Annotated in this window: 21 protein-coding genes and 1 tRNA gene; 14 read left to right on the forward strand and 8 right to left on the reverse strand. The window is 66.2% G+C overall.

Features of this window, described 5'->3' with window-relative positions; all coding sequences use genetic code 11:
- Nucleotides 1-38: 38 nt before the first annotated feature.
- The gene (locus tag QMG28_RS09105) at nucleotides 39-368 is read right to left on the reverse strand and encodes a TfoX/Sxy family protein (RefSeq protein WP_281841917.1); all 330 of its coding nucleotides are present in this window, start codon (nucleotides 366-368) and stop codon (nucleotides 39-41) included.
- 66 nt (nucleotides 369-434) lie between these two features.
- Between QMG28_RS09105 and QMG28_RS09110 the strand changes: the two genes are divergently transcribed.
- Nucleotides 435-1,172, forward strand: coding sequence for an RNA methyltransferase (locus tag QMG28_RS09110; RefSeq protein WP_281841919.1), 738 nt, complete (start codon nucleotides 435-437; stop codon nucleotides 1,170-1,172).
- A 308-nt stretch (nucleotides 1,173-1,480) separates the two neighbouring features.
- On the opposite strand, the gene QMG28_RS09115 is transcribed toward QMG28_RS09110, so the two are convergent.
- Both QMG28_RS09115 and QMG28_RS09120 read right to left on the reverse strand, forming a co-directional pair.
- Nucleotides 1,481-1,972 carry a disulfide bond formation protein B gene (locus QMG28_RS09115; RefSeq protein WP_281841920.1) on the reverse strand — a complete coding sequence of 164 codons (492 nt, stop codon included), beginning with the start codon at nucleotides 1,970-1,972 and terminating at the stop codon, nucleotides 1,481-1,483.
- Complete coding sequence (locus tag QMG28_RS09120; protein ID WP_281842048.1) at nucleotides 1,969-2,547, reverse strand: YqaA family protein; 579 nt, start codon at nucleotides 2,545-2,547, stop codon at nucleotides 1,969-1,971. The genes QMG28_RS09115 and QMG28_RS09120 overlap by 4 nt, the downstream gene beginning before the upstream one ends.
- Before the next feature lie 110 nt (nucleotides 2,548-2,657).
- On the opposite strand from QMG28_RS09120, the gene ypfJ reads away from it, so the two are divergent.
- The 3 genes from ypfJ (at nucleotide 2,658) to QMG28_RS09135 (ending at nucleotide 4,077) form a co-directional block, all read left to right on the forward strand.
- On the forward strand, nucleotides 2,658-3,500 hold the full coding sequence (gene ypfJ, locus QMG28_RS09125) for a KPN_02809 family neutral zinc metallopeptidase (RefSeq protein WP_281841921.1): 843 nt from the start codon (nucleotides 2,658-2,660) through the stop codon (nucleotides 3,498-3,500).
- 39 nt (nucleotides 3,501-3,539) lie between these two features.
- A tRNA-Leu gene (locus QMG28_RS09130) sits at nucleotides 3,540-3,626 on the forward strand.
- A gap of 88 nt (nucleotides 3,627-3,714) precedes the next feature.
- A complete protein-coding gene (locus QMG28_RS09135) occupies nucleotides 3,715-4,077 on the forward strand; it encodes a DUF6538 domain-containing protein (protein WP_281841922.1) in 363 nt (120 codons plus the stop codon).
- 120 nt (nucleotides 4,078-4,197) lie between these two features.
- Here the strand turns inward: QMG28_RS09135 and QMG28_RS09140 are convergent, their stop codons facing one another.
- Complete coding sequence (locus tag QMG28_RS09140) at nucleotides 4,198-4,872, reverse strand: DsbA family oxidoreductase (protein ID WP_281841923.1); 675 nt, start codon at nucleotides 4,870-4,872, stop codon at nucleotides 4,198-4,200.
- Nucleotides 4,873-4,988: 116 nt separating this feature from the next.
- Here QMG28_RS09140 and QMG28_RS09145 point away from each other — a divergent pair, with 116 nt between their 5' ends.
- The 4 genes from QMG28_RS09145 to lpdA all read left to right on the forward strand — a co-directional run bounded on the left by QMG28_RS09145 (nucleotide 4,989) and on the right by lpdA (nucleotide 9,288).
- The gene (locus QMG28_RS09145; protein WP_281841924.1) at nucleotides 4,989-5,618 is read left to right on the forward strand and encodes a helix-turn-helix domain-containing protein; all 630 of its coding nucleotides are present in this window, start codon (nucleotides 4,989-4,991) and stop codon (nucleotides 5,616-5,618) included.
- Nucleotides 5,619-5,790: 172 nt separating this feature from the next.
- Nucleotides 5,791-7,080: an MFS transporter gene (locus QMG28_RS09150; RefSeq protein ID WP_281841926.1), complete on the forward strand. Its 1,290-nt coding sequence runs from the start codon at nucleotides 5,791-5,793 to the stop codon at nucleotides 7,078-7,080.
- A 76-nt stretch (nucleotides 7,081-7,156) separates the two neighbouring features.
- Nucleotides 7,157-7,729, forward strand: a complete 573-nt coding sequence (locus tag QMG28_RS09155) for a DUF924 family protein (protein WP_281841927.1) — start codon at nucleotides 7,157-7,159, stop codon at nucleotides 7,727-7,729.
- Nucleotides 7,730-7,893: 164 nt separating this feature from the next.
- The gene (gene lpdA / locus QMG28_RS09160; RefSeq protein WP_281841928.1) at nucleotides 7,894-9,288 is read left to right on the forward strand and encodes a dihydrolipoyl dehydrogenase; all 1,395 of its coding nucleotides are present in this window, start codon (nucleotides 7,894-7,896) and stop codon (nucleotides 9,286-9,288) included.
- 134 nt (nucleotides 9,289-9,422) lie between these two features.
- Here the strand turns inward: lpdA and QMG28_RS09165 are convergent, their stop codons facing one another.
- Both QMG28_RS09165 and QMG28_RS09170 read right to left on the reverse strand, forming a co-directional pair.
- Nucleotides 9,423-9,791, reverse strand: a complete 369-nt coding sequence (locus QMG28_RS09165; RefSeq protein ID WP_281841929.1) for a rhodanese-like domain-containing protein — start codon at nucleotides 9,789-9,791, stop codon at nucleotides 9,423-9,425.
- Nucleotides 9,792-10,013: 222 nt separating this feature from the next.
- Nucleotides 10,014-12,521 carry a vWA domain-containing protein gene (locus QMG28_RS09170; protein WP_281841931.1) on the reverse strand — a complete coding sequence of 836 codons (2,508 nt, stop codon included), beginning with the start codon at nucleotides 12,519-12,521 and terminating at the stop codon, nucleotides 10,014-10,016.
- Between the two features lie 144 nt (nucleotides 12,522-12,665).
- On the opposite strand from QMG28_RS09170, the gene QMG28_RS09175 reads away from it, so the two are divergent.
- The 5 genes from QMG28_RS09175 (at nucleotide 12,666) to QMG28_RS09195 (ending at nucleotide 18,738) form a co-directional block, all read left to right on the forward strand.
- The gene (locus tag QMG28_RS09175; protein WP_281841932.1) at nucleotides 12,666-13,397 is read left to right on the forward strand and encodes a hypothetical protein; all 732 of its coding nucleotides are present in this window, start codon (nucleotides 12,666-12,668) and stop codon (nucleotides 13,395-13,397) included.
- A 117-nt stretch (nucleotides 13,398-13,514) separates the two neighbouring features.
- Complete coding sequence (gene uvrA / locus QMG28_RS09180; protein WP_281841933.1) at nucleotides 13,515-16,397, forward strand: excinuclease ABC subunit UvrA; 2,883 nt, start codon at nucleotides 13,515-13,517, stop codon at nucleotides 16,395-16,397.
- Nucleotides 16,394-16,819: an NUDIX hydrolase gene (locus QMG28_RS09185; protein WP_281841934.1), complete on the forward strand. Its 426-nt coding sequence runs from the start codon at nucleotides 16,394-16,396 to the stop codon at nucleotides 16,817-16,819. The genes uvrA and QMG28_RS09185 overlap by 4 nt, the downstream gene beginning before the upstream one ends.
- Nucleotides 16,820-16,918: 99 nt before the next feature.
- Entirely contained in the window at nucleotides 16,919-17,818 is a 900-nt protein-coding gene (locus QMG28_RS09190) for a patatin-like phospholipase family protein (protein ID WP_281841935.1), read from the forward strand.
- A gap of 35 nt (nucleotides 17,819-17,853) precedes the next feature.
- Nucleotides 17,854-18,738 (forward strand): hypothetical protein, encoded by an 885-nt coding sequence (locus QMG28_RS09195; RefSeq protein ID WP_281841937.1) that lies wholly within the window; start codon nucleotides 17,854-17,856, stop codon nucleotides 18,736-18,738.
- Between the two features lie 23 nt (nucleotides 18,739-18,761).
- Here the strand turns inward: QMG28_RS09195 and QMG28_RS09200 are convergent, their stop codons facing one another.
- Both QMG28_RS09200 and mazG read right to left on the reverse strand, forming a co-directional pair.
- The gene (locus QMG28_RS09200; RefSeq protein WP_281841938.1) at nucleotides 18,762-19,766 is read right to left on the reverse strand and encodes a Fe(3+) ABC transporter substrate-binding protein; all 1,005 of its coding nucleotides are present in this window, start codon (nucleotides 19,764-19,766) and stop codon (nucleotides 18,762-18,764) included.
- Nucleotides 19,767-19,856: 90 nt separating this feature from the next.
- The gene (mazG, locus tag QMG28_RS09205; protein ID WP_281841939.1) at nucleotides 19,857-20,681 is read right to left on the reverse strand and encodes a nucleoside triphosphate pyrophosphohydrolase; all 825 of its coding nucleotides are present in this window, start codon (nucleotides 20,679-20,681) and stop codon (nucleotides 19,857-19,859) included.
- Between the two features lie 65 nt (nucleotides 20,682-20,746).
- Between mazG and QMG28_RS09210 the strand changes: the two genes are divergently transcribed.
- Nucleotides 20,747-21,907 carry a M20 aminoacylase family protein gene (locus QMG28_RS09210; protein ID WP_281841941.1) on the forward strand — a complete coding sequence of 387 codons (1,161 nt, stop codon included), beginning with the start codon at nucleotides 20,747-20,749 and terminating at the stop codon, nucleotides 21,905-21,907.
- The last annotated feature ends 41 nt before the right edge of the window (nucleotides 21,908-21,948 follow it).

The following is a 21,948-nucleotide window of genomic DNA, read 5'->3' on the forward strand; positions in this document are numbered from 1 at the left end:
GATTCGAGGCGCTGCATAGCGGGTTTTCCGCCCCTTGGCTACTTTGCGGGCAGGCTCTGCACGAAGTCGAGCGCCAGCGCCATCACCCGCCGCCGGCAGGTGTCGTCGGCCAGGTTCTCGTCGTCGATCTCGACGAAGCCGCCCATCGGCCGCCCGGTGAAGGCCATCGGCCTGACCCCGGGCACGGCGAGGGCGAATTCCTCGTTGTCCTTGCCGACGCGAAACATGCCGCCGCCGGGATGCACGCCGCAGAGCATATTGCCGTTCAGCATGAAGGCGATTCCGCCAAACATGCGCTTTTCGCCGATCCCCGGCATCCCCGCGAGTTCTTCGCGCAGGATTTCAGCGAGCCCTTCATCGTAGGCCAAGGCCCCCTCCCTTGCCATCCCCTGTGGCCCCAGCGTATCACACCGCCGCGAAACGGGGGAAATTTCATGATCGACACCGCAGAGGGGCCGCTGCCCGCCATCGTGCTCGTGCGCCCGCAGATGGGCGAGAATATCGGCGCGGCGGCGCGGGCGATGCTGAATTTCGGGCTCGACCGGATGCGCCTCGTCGCGCCGCGCGATGGCTGGCCGAACCCGAACGCGGTGGCGATGGCCTCGGGCGCGGGGCGGGTGCTGGACGCGGCTGGGGTGTTCGACGACCTCGCCGGGGCGCTGGCCGATTGCGACTATGTCTTCGCCACCACCGCGCGCGGGCGCGAGCTGGCCAAGCCGGTGCTCAGCCCCGAGCGGGCGATGGAACAGGCCCGCGCACTGCAGGCGGCGGGCCGGAAGGTGGCCATTCTCTTCGGCCCCGAGCGGGCGGGGCTGGAGAACGATGACGTGGCGCGCGCCAATGCCATCGTGACGGTGCCGGTCAACCCGGAATTCTTCTCGCTCAACCTCGCCCAGTCGGTGCTGCTCATGGCCTATGAATGGCGCCGGCAGGGGGGTGAGGTGGCGCATGAAGTGCTGGCCAACACCGAGTTTGCTTCGGCCATCGAGGTGGAAAAGCTGGGCGACCATTTCGAGGCCGAGCTTGAGCGCGCCGGCTTCTTCTTTCCCGAAACGAAGGCGGCTGGGATGAAGCTGGTGCTGCGCAATATGTGGGTGCGGCTGGGCTTGACCAAATCCGATGTTCAACGGCTGCACGGGATGCTGCGCCAGTTGCTGCGCGACCGCGCTTAGGGGGGTGGCGCTCGCCATGTACGAAGAGATGAACGGACATCTAACGAGTAATTTCCTGTAAGGAATTGATTTTAATTTGGAATGTTGCGACTCTAGAACTCTAGAACTCTAGAACTCTAGAACTCTAGAACTCTAGAACTCTAGAACTCTAGAACTCTAGAACTCTAGAACTCTAGAACTCTAGAACTCTAGAACTCTAGAACTCTGGCGTCGGATCGTGAGCGCGCTGCGCCACCTCATGCCGTGCCTTTGCAGCAGGCACCCGGCATCCGTCGCAAACACACCCCACCCGGAACGACGCCGTTCGCTCAGCCCCGGCGTGCGGCGGCGATCCAGATCAGCGCCGTGACCAGCGCGCCGACGGCGTTGAAATTGGCCATCGTGAAATCGAGTGCATCCCACGGGATCATGTCCGACAGCCGCCACGGGATCTCGTCGCAGCGCACGAGGGGGGCGGCGTTGATCTGGTTGAGCAATTCGCTTGGCGACAGGCCCGAAATGTCGCCCCCGCCGGTGCAGGAGGCCGGCCCCTCCCACCATTTGCGCTCCACCCCGCTGTGATAGAAACCGATCGCCGAGGTGGTGGCGGCGGCCAGCGCGCCGAGCCAGGCCAGCCAGGTCCAGCGCGTCGCCAGCGCGATCACCCCGATCACCACGGCGGTGTAATGGGGGTAGCGCTGGTAATAGCACAGCTTGCAGGGCTCGTAGCCGAACGCCTGAAAGGTCCATGCCCCGAGCGCGGAGGCTACCGAGATGAGCGTGGCGGTCAGGATGAGCTGGCGTGTTGTAATCCGGGTCATAGATATTTCACCGCGAAGAAGCCGCCGAGCAGAAGCACGACGAACAGAATGAAGACAAGGCCGAGCCGGCGCTCGATGAAGTCGCGGATCGGCTCGCCGAACTTCCAAAGGAGCGCCGCGACCACGAAGAAGCGCAGGCCGCGCGCGAGGATCGAGGCGATCATGAAGACGCCGAAGCTGAGGCCGGTCCAGCCCGAGAGGATGGTGATGACCTTGTAGGGGAAGGGGGTGACCCCGGCGATCAGCACCGCCCAGGCGCCCCATTCGTTGTATTTGGCGGCAAACTCCGCCGCCGCATCGGTCTTGCCGTAGAAGTCGAGCACCGGCTGGCCGACGCTCTCGAATAGGCCCCAGCCGATGTAATAGCCGAGCATCCCGCCGGCGACCGAGGCCACCAGCGCCACCGTGGCGATCAGGAAGGCGCGGCGCGGCGCGGCGATGATCATCGGGATCATGATCACGTCGGGCGGGATCGGGAAGACCGAGCTTTCGACGAAGGCCACGAAGGCGAGCGCCCAGAGCGCGTAGCGGCTCTCGGCCAGGGAAATCGTCCAGTCGTACAACCCGCGCAGCATGTCCCGCCCCGTTTTGATGCGTTGCAGCATGGGGCGCGCGCCGGGTCAAGTGCACAGTGGCGTGAAGTGGCTGTGAGGGTATACTGGGCGGGTGCAAGGTGGAGGGTGGCATGAAGTGGCAAGGGCGCCGGGGCAGCCGGAATATCGAGGATCGCCGCCGCGGCGGCGGGGCGGCTGCCGGGATCGGCGGCATCGGTCTGCTGCTCGTGCTGGCGATCGGCTATTTCGCCGGGATCGACGTGACCCCGCTGCTCGAAGGGCAGGGCGGGCTGAGTGGCGGCACGCAGCAGGAGCTGACCGAGGCCGATCGTCAGGCGGGCGACTTCGTTTCGGTCACGCTGGCCGATACCGAACAGGTCTGGGCCAAGGTCTTTTCCGAACAGGTCGATGGGCCGTACAGCCCGGTCACGCTGGTGCTTTACAAGGGCGTGACGCAATCGGCCTGTGGCGGGGCATCGGGCGCGACGGGGCCGTTCTACTGCCCGGGCGACCGCAAGATCTATCTCGACACCGCCTTTTTCACCACGATGCAGCGCCAGCTCGGCGCGCATGGCGATTTCGCCGCGGCTTACGTGGTGGCGCATGAAGTGGCGCATCATGTACAGGACGAGCTTGGCATTCTCGGCGAGGCCAACCGGATCCGCGCGCAGGTGAGCGAGGCCGAGAGCAACGCGATCTCGGTGCGCATCGAGCTTCAGGCCGATTGCTATTCGGGCATCTGGGCGCGCGAGGCGGCTGAGACGCTTGGCTCGGTGGAGCCCGGCGATCTCGACGAGGCGCTGAACGCCGCCCGCCAGATCGGCGACGACACGCTCCAGCGCAATGCCGGCCGGGTACCGATGCCGCATACCTTCACCCATGGCAGCTCGGCGCAGCGCCAAAGCTGGTTTGCCCGCGGCTACGAAACCGGCGACATGCGCGCCTGCGATACGTTCGGAACGGATCGTCTGTAGATTGACGGCACCCGGCGCCGGCGCTAGACGGAGCGTCGGGCCCGAGTGGCGGAATTGGTAGACGCAGCGGATTCAAAATCCGCCGGTGGCAACACCTTGTGGGTTCGAGTCCCACCTCGGGCACCATAGGTCTTTGATTTCAAACGGTTTCTTCGTCAAATGTAACGACGAAAGGAACCTGAAATTGGCACATATTTCACTACCAGATCACCTCATGAAACGCGGTAAAGGGTACGCGGTTAGATTCTCGGTCCCGAAGGAATACCAAGGTGTCATCGGGAAAAAGGAGATCATCAGGGGGCTTGGAACTCAGGATTTGGGCGAGGCGATTTCCAAGCGGGATGAAGTCTTGCAGGAAATCATCGGGGCGATACGCTCAGGAGTGGTTCCCCCCGGTACGGAGCTTTCTCTACAGCCAACCAAAGTCCACCAAGCTACCACTGTGCGCGACACAGCCCACCGCTGGCTCACCGAGTCGGACGGTATCAAGAACTCGACCAAGGGTCGTACTCGTAGTAGCAACTACAGCGAAGAAACCTTGGGTGTTAACCCTTTGGAATCAAAGTGCGATTGGTAGACGCAGCGGATTCAAAATCCGCCGGTGGCAACAGCTTGTGGGTTCGAGTCCCACCTCGGGCACCATGGCGCGGTTCATCGCAGGTGCCGCGGCTGGCCGGAGCGCCGGATGCGGCCCGGCTCAGCAGGTCTGGCCCGCGCCGGGCGCTTCTGCCGGGCCTTCGGCGCCGCGGCCGGTGAGTTCGTCGATCACGTTCAGCCATAGCTCGACCGGCTGCGCGCCCGGCACCACCGCCTGGTTGGCGACCACGAAGGTGGGCACGGCGCGCACGCCCTTGCGGCGGGCATCGGCGTCGCGGGCGCGGATATCGTCGGCATCGGCATCGGAGGCGAGCAGGCGCGCGATCATGTCGCCGTCCATGCCGCAGCTTTCGGCGATCGCCGCCAGCTCGCCCGCATCGCCGATATCGCGCCCCTCGACGAAATAGGCGGCGAACAGCGCCGAGACGACCGGCGTTTGCCGCCCCTCGATCCCGGCCCAGTGGATCAGGCGGTGGGCGTCGAGCGTATTGGGGGTGCGGGCGATGGCGTCGAGGTTGAGCTTGAGGCCGGATCTAGCCGCTTCCTCGACCACCGGCATATAGGCATCGACCGCGCCGGACTTGCCGCCGAACTTGGCTTCGAGATAGCTGCGCCGATCCATGCCCGCGCGCGGCATGTCGGGGTTCAGCATGAACGGGTGCCATTCCACCTCGAACGGGTGGTCGGGCCGCTGCTCCAGGGCGCGGCCGAGCCGGGCCTTGCCGATATAGCACCAGGGGCAGACGGGATCGGAAAAGATGACGAGTTTGACCATATGGGGGAGATAGCCGGGATTGCCGGGCAGGGAAAGCCGCCTGCGCGCCGGTCGCGGCAAGGTGAAGCGGGGGGCGGGGAGTTGCGCGGGGCCCGCCGGGGCGTATATGGAAGCGCATGACCAGCAACGCCCCCAGGGAGCCGAGCCTCATCAAGCTCGCCCGCCAGTCGGATCACGATGCGCCCGATCCGCAGCCGCTCGACCTCGGCGAGCGGGTGCGTGCCCTGCGCAAGAGCCGGGGCTGGACGCTGGAACAGGCCGCGAGCCAGGCCGGGCTTGCCCGCTCGACGCTGTCGAAGATCGAGAACGGCCAGATGAGCCCGACCTATGACGCGCTGAAGAAGCTTGCCGTGGGGCTCGAAATCTCGGTGCCGCAGCTCTTCACCCCGCCGCGCGACGACCGCGTCTCGGGCCGGATGACGGTGACGCGCACCGGCGAGGGGCAGGCCCACCCCACCGCCACCTACGAGCATGAATTGCTTGCCGGCGCGCTCACCAAGAAGGCGATGCTGCCCTACCGCGCCCGGGTGCGGGCACGCAGCTTCGACGAATTCGACGGCTGGGTGCGCCATGACGGCGAGGAATTCCTCTATGTGCTCACCGGGGCGATCCGGCTGATCACCGAATTCTATGAGCCGGTCGAGATGCGCCGGGGCGATTCGGCCTATTACGACGCGTCGATGGGCCATAACGTGATCTCGGTGAGCGAGGAGGATGCGACGATCCTCTGGGTGACCTCGCTCTGACTTTGCGCTGACGCGCCGCCTGCGGCGGGCAGGGTGGGGGCGCTGCCCCCACACCCCCGGGATATTTCCGGCAAGATGAAGGGGAGCGGTTTTTGCCGCCATCACGTCGTTTTCCGCGCGACAGGGGGATGCGCGGTTGATATGGCGCGGCGGGATTGCGAAGGTTCCCCTCATGTTCGATGTGTTGAAAAGCTCCTGGGCGCTGCTCTTTGGCATGATGCTCCTGATGGTCGGCAACGGCATTCAGGGCACGCTGCTGGGCCTGCGTGGCCAGATCGAAGGCTTCACCACCTTCGAGATGTCGCTGGTTATGGCGGGGTATTTCGCGGGCTTTCTCGGCGGCAGCCGGGCCGCGCCCTGGCTGATCCGGCGGGTGGGGCATGTGCGGGTGTTTGCCGCGCTCGGCTCGTTCATCTCGGCGGTGCTGATCCTCTATCCGGTGATGACCGAGCCGGTCGCCTGGATGCTGCTGCGCGTGGCCATCGGGTTTTCCTTCTCGGGCGTCTATGTGACCGCCGAGAGCTGGCTGAACCACGCCGCCTCGAACGAGAACCGGGGCAAGGCGCTCTCGCTCTATCTGATCGTGCAGATGATCGGCATCATCGCGGCGCAGGGCCTCGTGGTGCTGGCCGATCCGGGCGGGTTCGTGCTGTTTATCCTGCCCTCGGTGCTGGTCTCGCTTGCCTTCGCGCCGATCCTGCTGAGCGTCAGCCCGACGCCGGCCTTCGCCACCACCCGGCGGATGTCGCTTATGGAGCTTTACCGGATCTCGCCGCTCGGCGTGGTGGGCATCCTGCTCATGGGCGCGGTGTTTTCGGCGCAGTTCGGCATGGCTGCGGTGTTCGGCACGGCGGCGGGGCTGAGCGTGGGGCAGCTCTCGCTGTTCATCTCGATGATGTATGTGGGCGGGCTGGTGATGCAGTTTCCCATCGGCTGGATGTCCGACCGGATCGAGCGCCGCCGGCTGATTCTCGCGGTGGCCGGGCTGGGCGCGCTGGGCGCGTTGGTGCCGGTGCTGATGCCCGGCCATTACAGCGCGCTGCTCGTGGCCGCCTTCCTGATCGGCGGCACGGCGAACCCGCTCTATGCGCTGATCATCGCCTATACCAACGACTTTCTGGAGACCGACGATATGCCCGCGGCGTCCTCGGGCCTGATGTTCGTCAATGGCGTCGGCGCCGTGGCCGGTCCGCTGGTGACCGGCTGGGCGATGGGCGCCTTCGGGCCGACCGGCTTTTTCGTCTATCTCGTCGCGGTGCTGCTGATCCTGGTCGGCTACGGCCTGTGGCGGATGACGCGCCGTCCGGCGGTGCCGGTGGAAGACACCCATTCCTATGCCGCGGTGCTGCCATCCGCCTCGCCGGTGGTGATGGATATTGCGCAGGAATTGTATGCAGAAGCGGTTGAGGAAGCCGCCGAAGAGGGCAATCCCGACACAGGCGCGGACTCTGCTGCGCAATAAACAGAAATTCCCTTGCGCGAATATGAAACTTTTGTAACGCTCGAATCGCCCGGACTTATGCGGCAAGGAGGCGGTGATGGTGCAACCTGATGAGATTCTCTCGTTCTGGCTCGACGAGGTTGGGCCGAAGGGGTGGTATGCGACCGATCCGGCGCTGGATCAGCAGATCCGCGACCGGTTTGAAGGGGCCTGGCGCAATGCCCAGGACGGGGCCTATTCGCTCTGGCTTACCTATCCGACCGGCGTGCTGGCCTATCTGATCCTGACCGACCAGTTCCCGCGCAACATGTTTCGTGGCGAGGGGCGGGCGTTTTCGTCGGACCGCGCGGCGCTCGCGGCCACGAAATGCGCCATCGACAAGGGCTGGGATCTGAGGATCGACGAGCCGGCGCGGCAATTCTTCTACCTGCCGCTGATGCATTCCGAGAGCCAGACCGACCAGGACCGCTGCGTGCGGCTGATGCTCAGCCGGATGCCGCAGAGCGGTGAGGAAAACCTGATCCACGCCAAGGCTCATCGCGAGGTGATCCGCCGTTTCGGCCGCTTCCCCTACCGCAATGCGGCGCTGGCGCGGACCGATACGGCGCATGAGATCGCCTTCGAGCGCGAGGGCGGATACGGCGCGGTGCTGCGCGAGATGCGCGCCTGAACGCAGGCACGGAGCGGCTGGACCTGGCTGGGGCGTGGGATATTCTTGTGCCCCTTTTGCCTGGCCGGGCGGCCTTGCGCCGGGCAGATGACGGCCATCCCGGTGCGACATTGAACTGCGCGGTAAAGTAGTTTAATGCCGAACCACTTTTCAAGGAGGCAGGTATGGCCGGAAATTCCTATGACGTGATCGTGGTGGGCGCGGGCCCGGGGGGCTATGTGGCGGCGATCCGCGCGGCCCAGCTCGGGCTGAAGGCGGCGGTGGTCGAGCGCGAGCATCTTGGCGGCATCTGCCTCAACTGGGGCTGCATCCCGACCAAGGCGCTGTTGCGCTCGGCGGAGGTGTTTCACCTGATGGAGCGGGCCAAGGAGTTCGGCCTCTCCGCCGACAAGATCGGCTATGACCTCGACGCGGTGGTGAAACGCTCGCGCGGCGTGGCCAAGCAGCTTTCGTCGGGCGTGGGCCATTTGCTGAAGAAGCACAAGGTCACCGTGGTGATGGGCGAGGCGACGCTGCCGGGCAAGGGCAAGGTCTCGGTCAAGACCGACAAGGGCACAGAGGAGCTGAGCGCCAAGAACATCATCCTCGCCACCGGCGCGCGGGCGCGCGAATTGCCGGGGCTTGAGGCGGATGGCAAGCGGGTCTGGTCCTACAAGCACGCGCTCAACCCGCCGCATATGCCGAAAAAGCTGCTGGTCATCGGCTCGGGTGCCATCGGCATCGAATTTGCCAGCTTTTTCAACACGCTCGGCGCCGATGTTACGGTGGTCGAGGTGATGGACCGGGTGCTGCCGGTGGAAGACGCGGAGGTCTCGGCCTTCGCCAAGAAGGCGTTCGAGAAGCAGGGCATGACGATCTGGGAGAAATCCACGGTCAAGAGCCTCGATCGGCAGAAGGACAAGGTGAAAGCCAGCATCGAGCGGGGCGGCAAGACCGAAGCCCATGAGTTCGACACGGTGATTTCCGCTGTCGGCATCGTCGGCAATGTCGAGAATCTCGGGCTTGAGGCGCTCGGCGTGAAGATCGACCGCACCCATGTGGTGGTGGACGAGTTCTGCCGCACCGGGGTGGAGGGGCTCTATGCCATCGGCGATATCGCCGGCGCGCCCTGGCTGGCGCATAAGGCGAGCCATGAAGGCGTGATGGTGGCCGAGCTGATCGCCGGTGAGCACGCCCACCCGGTGCGCCCCGAAAGCATTGCCGGCTGCACCTATTGCCATCCGCAGGTGGCCAGCGTCGGCTATACCGAGGCGAAAGCCAAGGAGCTGGGCTACGAGGTGAAGGTGGGCAAGTTCCCCTTCATCGGCAATGGCAAGGCGATTGCGCTGGGCGAGCCGGAGGGCTTCGTGAAAACGGTGTTCGACGCGAAAACCGGCGAGCTGCTCGGCGCGCATATGGTGGGGGCGGAGGTGACCGAGCTTATTCAGGGCTACGTGGTGGGCCGTCAGCTTGAGACCACCGAGGAAGACCTGATGCAGACGGTCTTCCCGCACCCGACGCTGAGCGAGATGATGCATGAAAGCGTGCTCGACGCCTGGGGCCGGGCGATCCATTTCTGACGGGAAACCGAAGTCTTAGAAAGACTTCGGCCCGGTTTCTTTCAAACAAACCGGGCTGTCCCCACGAAAAAGCCCCGCGCTCTCAGGTGAGAGTGCGGGGCAAGTGAGCGTCCGGGAGGGACGTTTCGAATGTCTTACACGCGCTCGATCGCGCCGCCGGCCATCTGCCAGTGGCCGAGGCCGCCGATATTGTGCACTTCGGCAAAGCCGTGGCTCTGGAACACCTGGGCGGCCATCGAGGAGCGGGCGCCCGAGGCGCAGTAGACGGCGATGGGCTTGGAATTGTCGAGCGCCGGGTGGAAATCGGGCGAGGACGGGTTGGCCTGCATCTGCAGCACCGAGAGCGGAATGTGCACCGCGCCTTCGGCTTTGCCGGTCATCGCCAGCTCGTTGTGGTCGCGCACGTCGACGACGATGATTTCGCCGTTTTTGGCTTTTTCCACGGCCTCTTGCGGGGTGAGGCGGGAGGCGGTGGCCTGACGGCCCATCATGAAGTTCAGCATGAGTTTTCCTTTTTCGCGCTGGTGCCACCGGCCCCTGTTCGCTTCGGCCGGTGGCGGTGTTGCTGTGTTGGGAACGATAATATTCACGTTATTGAATATTACAAGATCCTAATAAGCAAAAAAGGTCACGAAAATGCGATTGCGCGGATTTGTGCGGATCGGGCGCAGAGCAAGGCCCCGGCAGAGCCTTGTCTGCCGGGGCCTTGCATGGCGGGGACGGGCTTACTCCACCGTGAGTGGCACCGCGCCGATCACCGCCCGACCGGCCCGGTTGGAGATCACGTAGCGCAGCTCATAGGCCCCCGGTTCGTCCGGCACGTCGATGATGAGCGGCGAGCCGCGATGGGCGTATTCGTAGCTCTCATAGGCTGCCGCCGCATCGCCTGGCCCGGCAATGGCGATGTAGTCGCGGCTGTAGCCCGGACCCTCCCAGGTCACGCTGAGCGTGCCGCCTGCCGGGGCGGTGGGCGCGGCGGCGAGGCTGGCGCTGACGGCGGTCACCTCGAAGGGCATTGACGCGAGGATCTGCGCCGGGCTGCCCGCCTGGATATAGCGCAGTTCGTAGCTGCCCGGTTCGGCGGGGATGTCCATCTCCACCGGCTTGTCGTCGCGGGTATATTCGTAGGTTTCGTAGCGGTTGGCTGCGTCTGCGGGGCGGGCAATGGCGATGTAGTCGCGGGTGCTGCCCGGGCCGGTCCAGCCGATCGGCCGGGTGCTGCCTGCGGGTGCGCTGGCTGGCGCGTCGAGGCTTGCCGTCACCGCCACGATGGTGATCGGGCGGCGGGCGATGACCGCGCTGCCATTGTCATTGGCGATGTAGCGCAGCTCGTACTCGCCGGGTTCGGTCGGGGCCTGGAAGGTGGCCGGGTTGCCGTTGCCGGTGTAGCCGTAGCTCACATAATCGCCGTCTTTCGCGCCGAGCGGGGCGATGGCCACATAGTCGCGGTCGTAATCCGGTCCGCTCCAGCCGATTGCCAGTGCGCTGCCCGCCGCTGCGCTTTCGGGCGCGTCGAGCGTGGCGGTGACGGGGGTGAGGGTGATCGGGCTGCGCGCCAGCACCGTGGCCTTCTGGTTGAGCACATAGCGCAACTCGTACTCGCCCGGCTCCTGCGGCAGCCGCAGCTCCAGCGGATTGCCGGCCTCGGTATAGGTGTAGCCCTTGTACTGGTTGTCGGGGCTGCCGACCGGGGCAATGGCGATGTAGTCGTTCTGCGCATCCGGCCCGGTCCAGCCGACGGTGATGGTCGCGCCCGCGGCGGCCTCGGCGGGGCCGTTTACGCTGGTTGCGGTGTCGCCCACCTCGAAGGGCATCCGCGCCGCGACATGGCCCGAGGCGCCGAGCACGTAGCGCAGCTCGTAGCTGCCCGGCTCCGGCGGCATCCGCACATCGAGCGGGCTGCCGTTTTCGACATAGGAATAGGTCACATACTGGTTATCCGGCTGATCGGGCGCGGCGACGGAGATGTAGTCGCGCGGGTAGCCCGGCCCGGTCCAGTTTACCGGCGCGTCCTGGCCGATGGTGGCGGCCTCGGGCGGGGCGAGGGTGATGGTCAGCGGGGTAATCTCGATCATCCGCGTCGCCAGCACCTTGTTGCCCTCGGTGAGAATGTAGCGCAGCTCATAGGTGCCGGGTTCCGGCGGCATTTGCAGCATCACCGTATTGCCCTCGCCGCTTTCGAGATAGCTGTAGTCGATATACTGGCTGCCGCTCATGTCGGCGGTGGCGGTCACCAGGTAATCGCGCTCGGCATTCGGGCCTTGCCAGGTCACCGGCACCACCGAGCCTGCCGGCGCGCTGCCCGGCGCGTCGAGCGAGGCCGGGGGGGCGAAGGGCGGCAGCACGAGGGTGACCGTCAGGCTGGTGGGCGAGGTTTCGGTCAGGGTGAAGACCTCGCTCGCCGTCGCCTCGTCGGCCAGCCGGGTCACGTCGGCGCGGCTGGTGGCGGCGGGGAGGGTGACGGTCAGCGTCGCCTCGTCGCTCACGGCCACTTCCGGCCCGCCTTCATCGCTGCCGATGACCCAGTGCAGCCCCTCGGTGATCTGCGGCCCGTTCTCGCCCTCGGTGGCGCGGAAGGTGACCTCGGCGAAGAAGGGTTCCGGCTCGGGCTCGGGTTCCGGTTCTGCCACCACCACGTCGAGCGCCTCGGCGAGTTCGTCGGCATTGCCTGCGGTGCGGAACTGGCCGCCGGTCTCTTCGGCGAGGCACTGAAGCTGCGCCAGCGCCTCCGGGTCGGCCACGTCGAAGCCGATCACATGGGCGGTGAAGCCCACACCCGTGGCCTCAAGCTCGCGGCCCACGGCACAGGGGTCCAGCTCGCAGGTTTCGATCCCGTCGGAAATCAGGATCACCGTTGCCTCTTCCTCGGTGTAGCGCAGGGCTTCGGCAGCCTGGATCACGGCGGCCGACAGCGGCGTCTTGCCCTTCGGATTGATCGCGTTGACGGCATCGGCAATGGCGGCGCGGTCGGTGCCCGGTTCGATCAGCATTTCGATATCGGCGCAGTCGCCCTTGCGGCGATGGCCGTAGCTCATCAGCCCCAGTTCGCGCTCGGCGGGCAGGGTGGCGAGCAGATCGGCCATCACCTCGCGGGCGATGACGATCTTGTTCACGCCGTCGATCTGGCCCCACATCGAGCCGGAGCCGTCGAGCACGAGAATGGTGCGGGGCGCGCCCTGGGCGAAGGCGAGGCCGGGCAAAAGGAAAAGGACAAAAGCAAGAAGGCGCAGCATGGAAATCCCCTGACGCAAAGCGGTTTGCGGCAGCCTAGCCGATTCTCGGCGCGATAAAAGCGGCGGCGCGCAGCCGGATGCAGCGGGTTTTGCGTTTTGGCGCGCGTCGTGTAGCAATTCCGGTATGAACGGGGCTTTGAGGATATGATCGCGCCGGTGCCGATTGGCATGGCGATCCCGGCCGAGGCGCGGGCGCGGGCGGAAGCCGTGCCCGCCGAACTCGATGCGCTCTTCGAAACCTGGATGCAGGCCGGGCCAGACCACCCCGACCATATTCACGCGCTGTTCGTCGAGCTTTATGCCTGCACCACCCGCAACTGGCTCGCCCGGCTCGCCCGGCAGCCGGAGGCGGGCTTTGCCTATGTCGTCATTCCCCATTTCCGCGATCTCTACCGTGAACATGTGCTCGCGCGGCTGGATGGGCCGGTTGCCGGAACGGCGCCGCATTGGCGGCGGTATCACCGTCTGGCGCGGCGGCTGACGATTCGCGCGCCGTTTCCGGCCCTGTTGCTGCTGGTTTCGCTCGGGGCCCGCGCGCATATCTACCACGATCTGGGCCAGGCGATCCGCCGGGCCGAGGCCGAACTGGCCACCGGCGGCGGGCGCGTGGCCGGATATGCCGCCGAGCGGGCGCATCTGCTGAGCCGCGCCTGGGATGCCGCCTTTGTCGCGGCGGCGCTGGATTATGTCGATCGTCATCGGGCAAGGCAGCGCGGGCGGCGGCGGCTTTTGCTCGGCGCCTGCCGTCTCGGGCTGGTCGCGGCGCGCCCGGTCTGGGTGCCGGTCTGTCAGCATTGGCGGCGCAGCGGCTATGCCCGGCTGGCCGCCTCCCTGCCGCCCATTGCCGCACAGCCGGGCGCAGACAGGGTGGCCTGAGCGCCGCCGCGCGCCAAAGGGTGATGCGGCATGGCAGATGTTCGCTCTTCGTTCACATTTTCCCGTTGGCGCGGCCCCGGCTTTGGCGTATCAAGGCCGGGTCATACGAGGGTGGTCATGGCAGAGCTGAAATTCATCGAAGTACGCGGCGCGCGCGAGCATAACCTCAAGGGGATCGACGTCGATATCCCGCGCGACGAGCTGGTGGTGATCACCGGGCTGTCGGGCTCGGGCAAATCCTCGCTCGCCTTCGATACGATCTATGCCGAGGGCCAGCGGCGCTATGTCGAAAGCCTGTCGGCCTATGCCCGCCAGTTCCTCGACATGATGCAGAAACCGGATGTCGACCATATTTCCGGCCTCAGCCCGGCGATTTCCATCGAACAGAAGACCACGAGCAAGAACCCGCGCTCCACGGTCGGCACCGTCACCGAGATTTACGACTATCTGCGGCTCCTGTTCGCCCGCGCCGGCACGCCCTACAGCCCCGCCACCGGCCTGCCGATCGAGGCGCAGCAGGTGCAGGATATGGTCGACCGGGTGATGGGCATGGAGGAGGGCACGCGCGCCTATCTGCTCGCCCCCATCGTGCGCGACCGCAAGGGCGAATACCGCAAGGAGTTTGCCGAGCTGCGCAAGCAGGGCTACCAGCGGGTGAAGGTCGATGGCGGCTTTTACGAGCTGGAAGACCCGCCGGTGCTGGAGAAGAACTTCCGCCACAATATCGACGTGGTAGTCGACCGGATCGTGGTGCGCGAGGGGCTGGAAACGCGGCTGGCCGATTCGTTCCGCACCGCGCTGAACCTCGCCGATGGCATCGCTATTCTGGAAACCGCACCGAAAGAGGGTGAGCCCGAGCGCATCACCTTCTCGGAAAACTTCGCCTGTCCGGTGAGCGGCTTCACCATCCCCGAGATCGAACCGCGCCTGTTCTCGTTCAACGCCCCGTTCGGCGCCTGCCCGGTCTGCGACGGGCTGGGGATGGAGCTGTTCTTCGACGAACGTCTTGTCGTGCCCGACACCTCGCTCAAGGTCTATGACGGCGCGCTCGCGCCCTGGCGCAAGGGCAAGTCGCCTTATTTCCTCCAGACCATCGAGGCGATTGCGAAGCACTACGAGTTCGACCGCAACACGCCGTGGAAAGACCTGCCCGAAGAGGTGCAACAGGTCTTCCTCTACGGCTCCGGCAAGGACGAGATCAAATTCCGCTTCGACGAAGGCGGGCGGGTCTACGAGGTGACGCGCCCGTTCGAGGGGGTGATCCCCAATATGGAGCGGCGCTACCGCGAGACGGATTCGAATTGGATCCGCGAGGAATTCGAGCGCTATCAGAACAACCGCCCCTGCGGCGCCTGCCACGGCTACCGGCTGCGCGACGAGGCTCTGGCGGTGAAGATTGGTCCTGCCGGAGGCGGGCAAGACAAACTCCTGCATGTGGGGCAGGTGGTGCAGATGTCGATCCGCGAGGCGCTCGACTGGATCGATTCTGTTCCCGAGCAGCTCACCGCGCAGAAGAACGAGATCGCCCGCGCGATCCTGAAGGAAATCCGCGAGCGGCTTGGGTTCCTGAATAACGTGGGGCTGGAATATCTCACCCTCAGCCGCAACGCGGGCTCGCTGTCGGGCGGCGAGGCGCAGCGCATCCGGCTGGCGAGCCAGATCGGCTCGGGCCTGACCGGCGTGCTCTACGTGCTCGACGAGCCCTCCATCGGGCTGCATCAGCGCGATAATGGCCGGCTGCTCGACACGCTCAAGCACCTGCGCGATCAGGGCAATACCGTGATCGTGGTGGAGCATGACGAAGAGGCGATCCGCGAGGCGGATTACGTCTTCGATATCGGCCCCGGTGCGGGGGTGCATGGCGGCCAGGTGGTGGCGCAGGGCACGCCCGACGAGGTGGCGAACGATCCGGCCTCGCTCACCGGCCAGTATCTCACCGGCGCGCGCGAGATCGCGGTGCCGCGGCTGCGGCGCGAGGGCAACGGCAAGGCGGTGCGGGTGGAAAACGCCACCGGCAACAACCTTCAGGGCGTCTCGGTGGAGTTTCCGCTCGGGCGGTTCGTCTGCGTCACCGGCGTGTCGGGCGGCGGCAAGTCGACGCTGACCATCGAGACCCTGTTCAAGACCGCCTCGATGCGGCTGATGGGCGCGCGCCAGACGCCGGCGCCCTGCGACGCGGTGAAGGGGCTCGAACATCTCGACAAGGTGATCGACATCGACCAGCGCCCGATCGGCCGCACCCCGCGCTCGAACCCCGCCACCTATACCGGCGCCTTCACCCCGATCCGCGACTGGTTCGCCGGGCTCCCCGAGGCGCAGGCGCGCGGCTACAAGCCGGGGCGGTTCTCGTTCAACGTCAAGGGCGGGCGCTGCGAGGCGTGCCAGGGCGACGGCGTGATCAAGATCGAGATGCACTTCCTGCCCGATGTCTACGTCACCTGCGAAACCTGCGACGGCCACCGCTACAACCGCGAAACCCTTGAGATTAAATACAAAGGCAAATCCATCGCCGATGTGCTGGATATGACGGTGGAAGACGCGCAGGAGTTCTTCAAGGCGGTGCCCTCGATCCGCGAGAAGATGGATGCGCTGATGCGGGTGGGGCTTGGCTATATCAAGGTGGGCCAGCAGGCGACCACGCTGTCGGGCGGTGAGGCGCAGCGGGTGAAGCTCTCAAAGGAGCTGTCCAAACGCTCGACCGGGCGCACGCTCTACATCCTCGACGAGCCCACCACGGGGCTGCATTTCGAGGATGTGCGCAAGCTGCTGGAAGTGCTGCACGAGCTGGTCGAGGCCGGCAACACCGTGGTGGTGATCGAGCACAATCTCGACGTGATCAAGACCGCCGACTGGATCATCGACATCGGCCCCGAAGGCGGCGATGGCGGCGGCACCATCGTGGCCGAGGGCACGCCGGAAGAGGTGGCCGGCGTGGCCGCAAGCCATACCGGGCGCTACCTCAAGGACATGCTGAAACCGCGCCGGTCGGCGGCGGAATGAGTGCAGGGCGCCCTACGCTCGGTGTGCTCGCCGTGGCCCTGCGCGACGGCGAAGCGCTGCTGGTCCAGCGCGCCAATCCGCCCGACCGGCACCTGTGGGGCTTTCCCGGCGGCAAGGTCGAGCCGGGCGAGACGGTGGCCGAAGCGGCCTTGCGCGAATTGGCGGAGGAAACCGGGCTGACCGCCAGCGCGGGGCCGCAGCTCGGCACCAAAGACATCATCCACCGCGACGCCGCCGGCGCGCTCGAATATCACTTCTTCCTCGTTGCCATTCTGTGTGAAGACGTGACCGGCATGGCCGAAGCGGCGGACGACGCCGCCGCGCTCGCCTGGGTGCCGGACGACGACATCCACGCCGGACGCCTGCCGCTTTCCGAAGGCGTCTCCCGCCTGTTGAAAACCGCCCGGGCGGCCTCCGGCTAAGGCTTTCTGCTTTTCATCTTGCCAAAAATATCCCGGGGGGTCCGGGGGGCAGCGCCCCCCGGCCTTGCCTCCGGCGCCGGGCAGGCTCACACTCCGCCCATGAGTTCGAAACCCAAAATCGGCCTTGCCCTTGGCTCCGGCGGCGCGCGCGGCTGGTGCCATATCGGCGTGCTGCGCGGCCTCGATACGCTCGGCGTGCGGCCCGATGTGATCGCCGGCACCTCGATGGGGGCGCTGGTGGGGGCGGCCTGGGCGGGTGACAGGCTCGACGCGCTGGAAGACTGGGTGCGCGCCCTGACGCCGGCGCGCTTCGTCTCGCTCATGGATGTGCGCCTGCGCTCCGGCGGGCTGGTCGAGGCGCGCCAGATCGAGGCCATGCTGAAAAGCCTGAATCTCGCGCCCCGGATCGAGGATCTGGCCCATCCCTTCACCGCCATCGCCACCGATATGGCCACGGGCCGCGAGATCTGGCTCGACGAGGGGCCGACCTTCCGCGCGGTGCGCGCCTCCGCGGGCATTCCCGGCGTGATGAGCCCGGTCGAGCTCGATGGCCGCTGGCTGCTCGATGGCGGGCTGACCAACCCGGTGCCGGTATCCGCCGCCCGGGCGATGGGGGCCGATGTGGTTATCGCGGTGAATCCCAATGCCAAGCCCTTTGGCCGGATCTGGCAGCCGCCGGAACCGAAGCACGGCAAGCCCTGGCTCGCCACCGTCCTGCCCGAAGCGCTGCACGACACGCTCGGGATCGACCCGGCGGCCCCCGCCAAAGCGGTAACGCCCAACTATTTCGACGTGCTCACGGCGGCCATCGACGTGATGACCGACACGATCCGCCGCGCCCGGCTGGCCGGCGAGCCGCCGCATGTTCAGCTTGACGCGGCCTTCACCGATCTCACCGTGCTGGAGCTCTATCGCGGCGCCGAGGCCATCGCCGAGGGCGAGCGCATGGTCGCCGCCCAGGCGGAGCATATCCGCGAGGTCTGCCTGAGCGATTGGTGATGGACCCGGCCGCCGCGCCGCGCCATACCAAGCGCATGAGTGAAGAGGTTTATCTCCACGCCGGAAGCCCGCGCACCGGCACGTCGAGCTTCCAGCTGTTTCTGGAAGTGAATGCCGAAGCGATCCGCGCGCAGGGGGTCGATCTGAACTATCCCGGCCGCGATGCGGCGAAACAGGGCACGCTGGCGCTGCGCTTTCCCGCCCCGCGCCATGATGCCGGGGCGATCGAACAACGGTTGATACGCGCCCGCCGCAACCTGGGGCGGGTGCTGCGCCCCGACCGCCCGGTGATCCTGTCGGAAGAGAATATCTGCGGGCGGATGCTGGATTTTCACAAAGGGCTGTTCTTTCCCACCGCGCCGCTGCGGGCGGGCTTTCTCGCCCGCGCCCTCGCGCCGCGTTCGGTGGCGCGGATCACGCTGGTGCTACGGCCCTATTCCGAGATTTTCGTCTCCGGCTACCGCAAGCGCGCCGAGGATAACCTGCAAGCCCCGTTCGAGGAACATGCCGGCAAGATGGCCCAGTTCAAAGGCGGCTGGGTCGAGGTCATTTCGGCGATGCGCGAGGGGCTGAAGCCCGCCGAGATCGTGCTGCTCGACTATCGCCGCCGTCCGCAGGCGGAGCTGGCCGGCGTGGTCTGCCCGCTTCTCGATACCTCAGCGCTGGTCGAGCCGGGGCGCGAGGCGAATGTGTCGCTGAACGATGCGGGGCTGTTCGCCATGCAGGCCCGGCTGCGGGCGGGCGAGACATATACGCCCGACCTGCTCGAAGAGGTGCGCCTGGCCCATGCTGCCGAGACGGCGGATGCCCCCTTTGCCGCCTTTACCGCCGATGCGAAAGCACGGCTCGACGCGCGCTATGCCGCCGATCTCGACAGGCTGGCGGCGATGGCGGGGGTGCGCTATCGGCGGGGCGAGTAGCCGCCCCGCCAAAATGTTCGGCCTCAGCCGTCGAAATCCACTTCCTGCACCAGCTTCAGCGCCGTGCCGCGCAGGCCCGCCAGGTCCATCAGGTCGGTATTGTCGGGGGTGAAGCTGCCCCAGCTCGCCACCAGATCCGAGGGGGCGGCGGTGGGCGAGACCGGGTATTCGTGGTTCGCCGCCGCATAGATCGCCTGCGCTTCGGGCGAGGTGAGGAATTCCATGAATTTCAGCGCATCCTCGGGGTGCTTGGCATGGGCGGTCATCGCCACGCCGGAAATGTTCACATGGGTGCCGCCATCTTCGAAGGCGGGAAACTCGATGCGCACCGCCTCGGCCCATTGGCGCTGCTCGTCGTCTTCCAGCATCTCGCCCATGTAATAGGTATTGCCGAGCGAGATATCGCATTCCCCGGCCCAGATGGATTTGACCTGCGCCCGGTCGTTGCCCTGCGGCTTCATCGCCAGGTTGGCCTTGAGGCCGGTCAGCCATTCCTTTGTGTAGTCCTCGCCGTGATGGGCGATCATCGCGGCGGTGAGGGCTGTGTTATAGGCATGGGTGCCCGAGCGGGTGCAGATGCGGCCCGCCCATTTCGGGTCCACCAGATCTTCGTAGCTGGTGATCTCGCCGGGTCTGACGCGGTCGCGCGAGGCGTAGACGATGCGGGCGCGCGAGGTGAGGCCGAACCACTGGTTGTCCGGGTCGCGAAAGCCCTCGGGCACGTTGGCGGTGAGCACGTCGCTTTCGACCGGCTGGGTCACCCCGGCCTCCACCGCTTCGGCGAGGTGCTGCACATCGGCGGTGAGGATCACATCGGCCGGGGTGCGGGTGCCCTCGGCCAGCAGGCGCTCGGTGAGGCCCTGGTTGAGAAAGGCGATATTGACCTCGATGCCGGTCTCGGCGGTGAAGGCATCGACCAGCGGCTGGATCAGCTCGGGCTGGCGGTAGGAATAGATATTCACCTCGGCCAGCGCGGGCAGGGCGGTGGCGAGGGTGAGGGCGGCGGCGAGGCCGAGCTTGGTCTCCATCGGGGCGTTCCTTCTGATGTGATCCTGTTGCGCCGGTTAAATCCGACTGTTTCTCTCAGGTCAATACCTGACTAAAACATTAGGATTATTCTAAGCGCGCTTCTCGGCGGCCTTCACCGCATCCCAGAGCGCATCCATCTCGGCGAGGTCGCTGTCTTCCGGCCGTTTGCCCATCGCCGCAAGACGGGCCTCTATCCCCTCGAAACGGCGGATGAATTTCGCATTCGCCTGCCGCAGTGCCGCCTCGGGCTCGACGCCGAGATGCCGCGCCAGATTGGCGAGGACGAAGAGCAGATCGCCCACTTCCTCGGTCACCGCCTCGTGACTGGCCGTCGCACGGGCCTCGGCCACCTCGCGGGCCTCCTCGGCCACCTTGGCGAGCACCGGCCCGATATCGGGCCAGTCGAAGCCGACGCGGGCGGCGCGCTTTTGCAGCTTGTAGGCGCGCAGCAGGGCGGGCAGGCCAACGGCGACCCCGTCAAGCACGCCATGCTGTGCCTTGTCCGCCCGCTCGGCGGCCTTGATCGCCTCCCAGTTCTCGCTCTGGTCGTTGGCGGTTTCCACGCCCGATTGATTGCCGAACACATGCGGATGGCGCGCGACCATCTTGTCGGCCATCTGCCGGGCCACGTCATGAAAGGTGAACAGCCCCGCTTCCTCGGCCATGCGGGCATGAAAGACCGACTGGAACAACAGATCGCCCAGCTCGCCCCTCAACTCATCCCACGCCTCGCGCTCGATCGCATCGGCCACCTCATAGGCTTCCTCGATCGTGTAGGGGGCGATCGTGGCGAAGCTCTGGTCCACATCCCAGGGGCAGCCGGTTTGCGGATCGCGCAGCCGGGCCATGATTTCCACCAGCCGCGCGATGCCGCCTTCGGGGTCGTGAACGATCTCGTCGGAAGTTTTCGCCATTGCGCGCGGCCTCAATTCAGGGAAGTCTCGCGCTCAATAGCATTCCCCGTGGAGGGCCGAAACCCATGCCCATCGTCAACCGGATCGGCGAATTTGCCGACGAGATGAAAACCTGGCGCCGCTGGCTGCACGCGCATCCCGAGCTGAAGCTCGATTGCCACGAGACTGCCGGTTTCGTGGTCGACAAGCTGCGCGGTTTCGGGGTGGACGAGATTCACGAGGGGCTGGCGACCTCGGGCGTCGTGGCGATCATCGAGGGGCAGGGCGAGGGGCCGACAATCGGGCTGCGCGCCGATATGGACGCGCTGCCGATGGACGAGATGACCGGACTGGAGCACGCCTCGACGGTGCCGGGGCGGATGCATGCCTGCGGCCATGACGGCCATACCACCATGCTCCTAGGTGCCGCGCGCTACCTGGCCGAGACGCGCCGGTTCAAGGGCCGCGTCGCGCTCATCTTCCAGCCCGCCGAGGAAGATATCGGCGGCGGGCGGATCATGGTGGAAGAGGGGATGATGGAGCGCTTCGGGATCGACGAGGTCTATGCGCTGCATAACGAGCCGGGCCAGCCGCTGGGCAGTTTTTCCACCACGCCGGGGCCGATCATGGCGGCTGTCGATACGTTCCGCATCCACATTCAGGGCAAGGGCGGCCACGGCGCCTATCCGCATGAAACGGTGGACCCGATCCCGCCCGCGCTCGCCATCGCCCAGGCCTGCCAGACCATCGTCAGCCGCAACGCGCATCCGCGCGACGATCTGGTGGTTTCGGTGACCATGGTGCAATCGGGCAGCGCCGATAACGTGATCCCCGACAAAGCCTTCGTCGGCGGCACGGTGCGCACCTTCGACCCGGATCTGCGCGACATGGTCGAGCGGCGGATGGGCGAGATCGTGGCGGGCACCGCGGCGGCCTTCGGGGTGGAGGCGGTACTGGACTATGAGCGCGGCTATCCGCCGACGGTGAACCACGCGGCGAATGTGGACAAGGCCGCCGCGGTGGCCCGCGAGGTGGCGGGGGACCATGCCGTCGAGGTGGACCGTGCCCGCGAGATGGGGGCGGAGGATTTTTCCTACATGCTCGAAGCGCGGCCCGGCGCCTTCCTGTTTCTCGGGCAGGGCGAGGGGCCGTCGGTGCACCATCCGAAATACGATTTCAACGACGAGATCGCCCCGGTCGGCGCGAGCTTCTTCGCCCGTCTCGTCGAAACCCTGAACCCGGCATAGACGGCGCTTCGAACCGCCGTGCCATGCGGTTTCGAAACAGC

The organism is Sinisalibacter aestuarii, assembly GCF_027923545.1.
GTDB lineage: Bacteria > Pseudomonadota > Alphaproteobacteria > Rhodobacterales > Rhodobacteraceae > Sinisalibacter > Sinisalibacter aestuarii.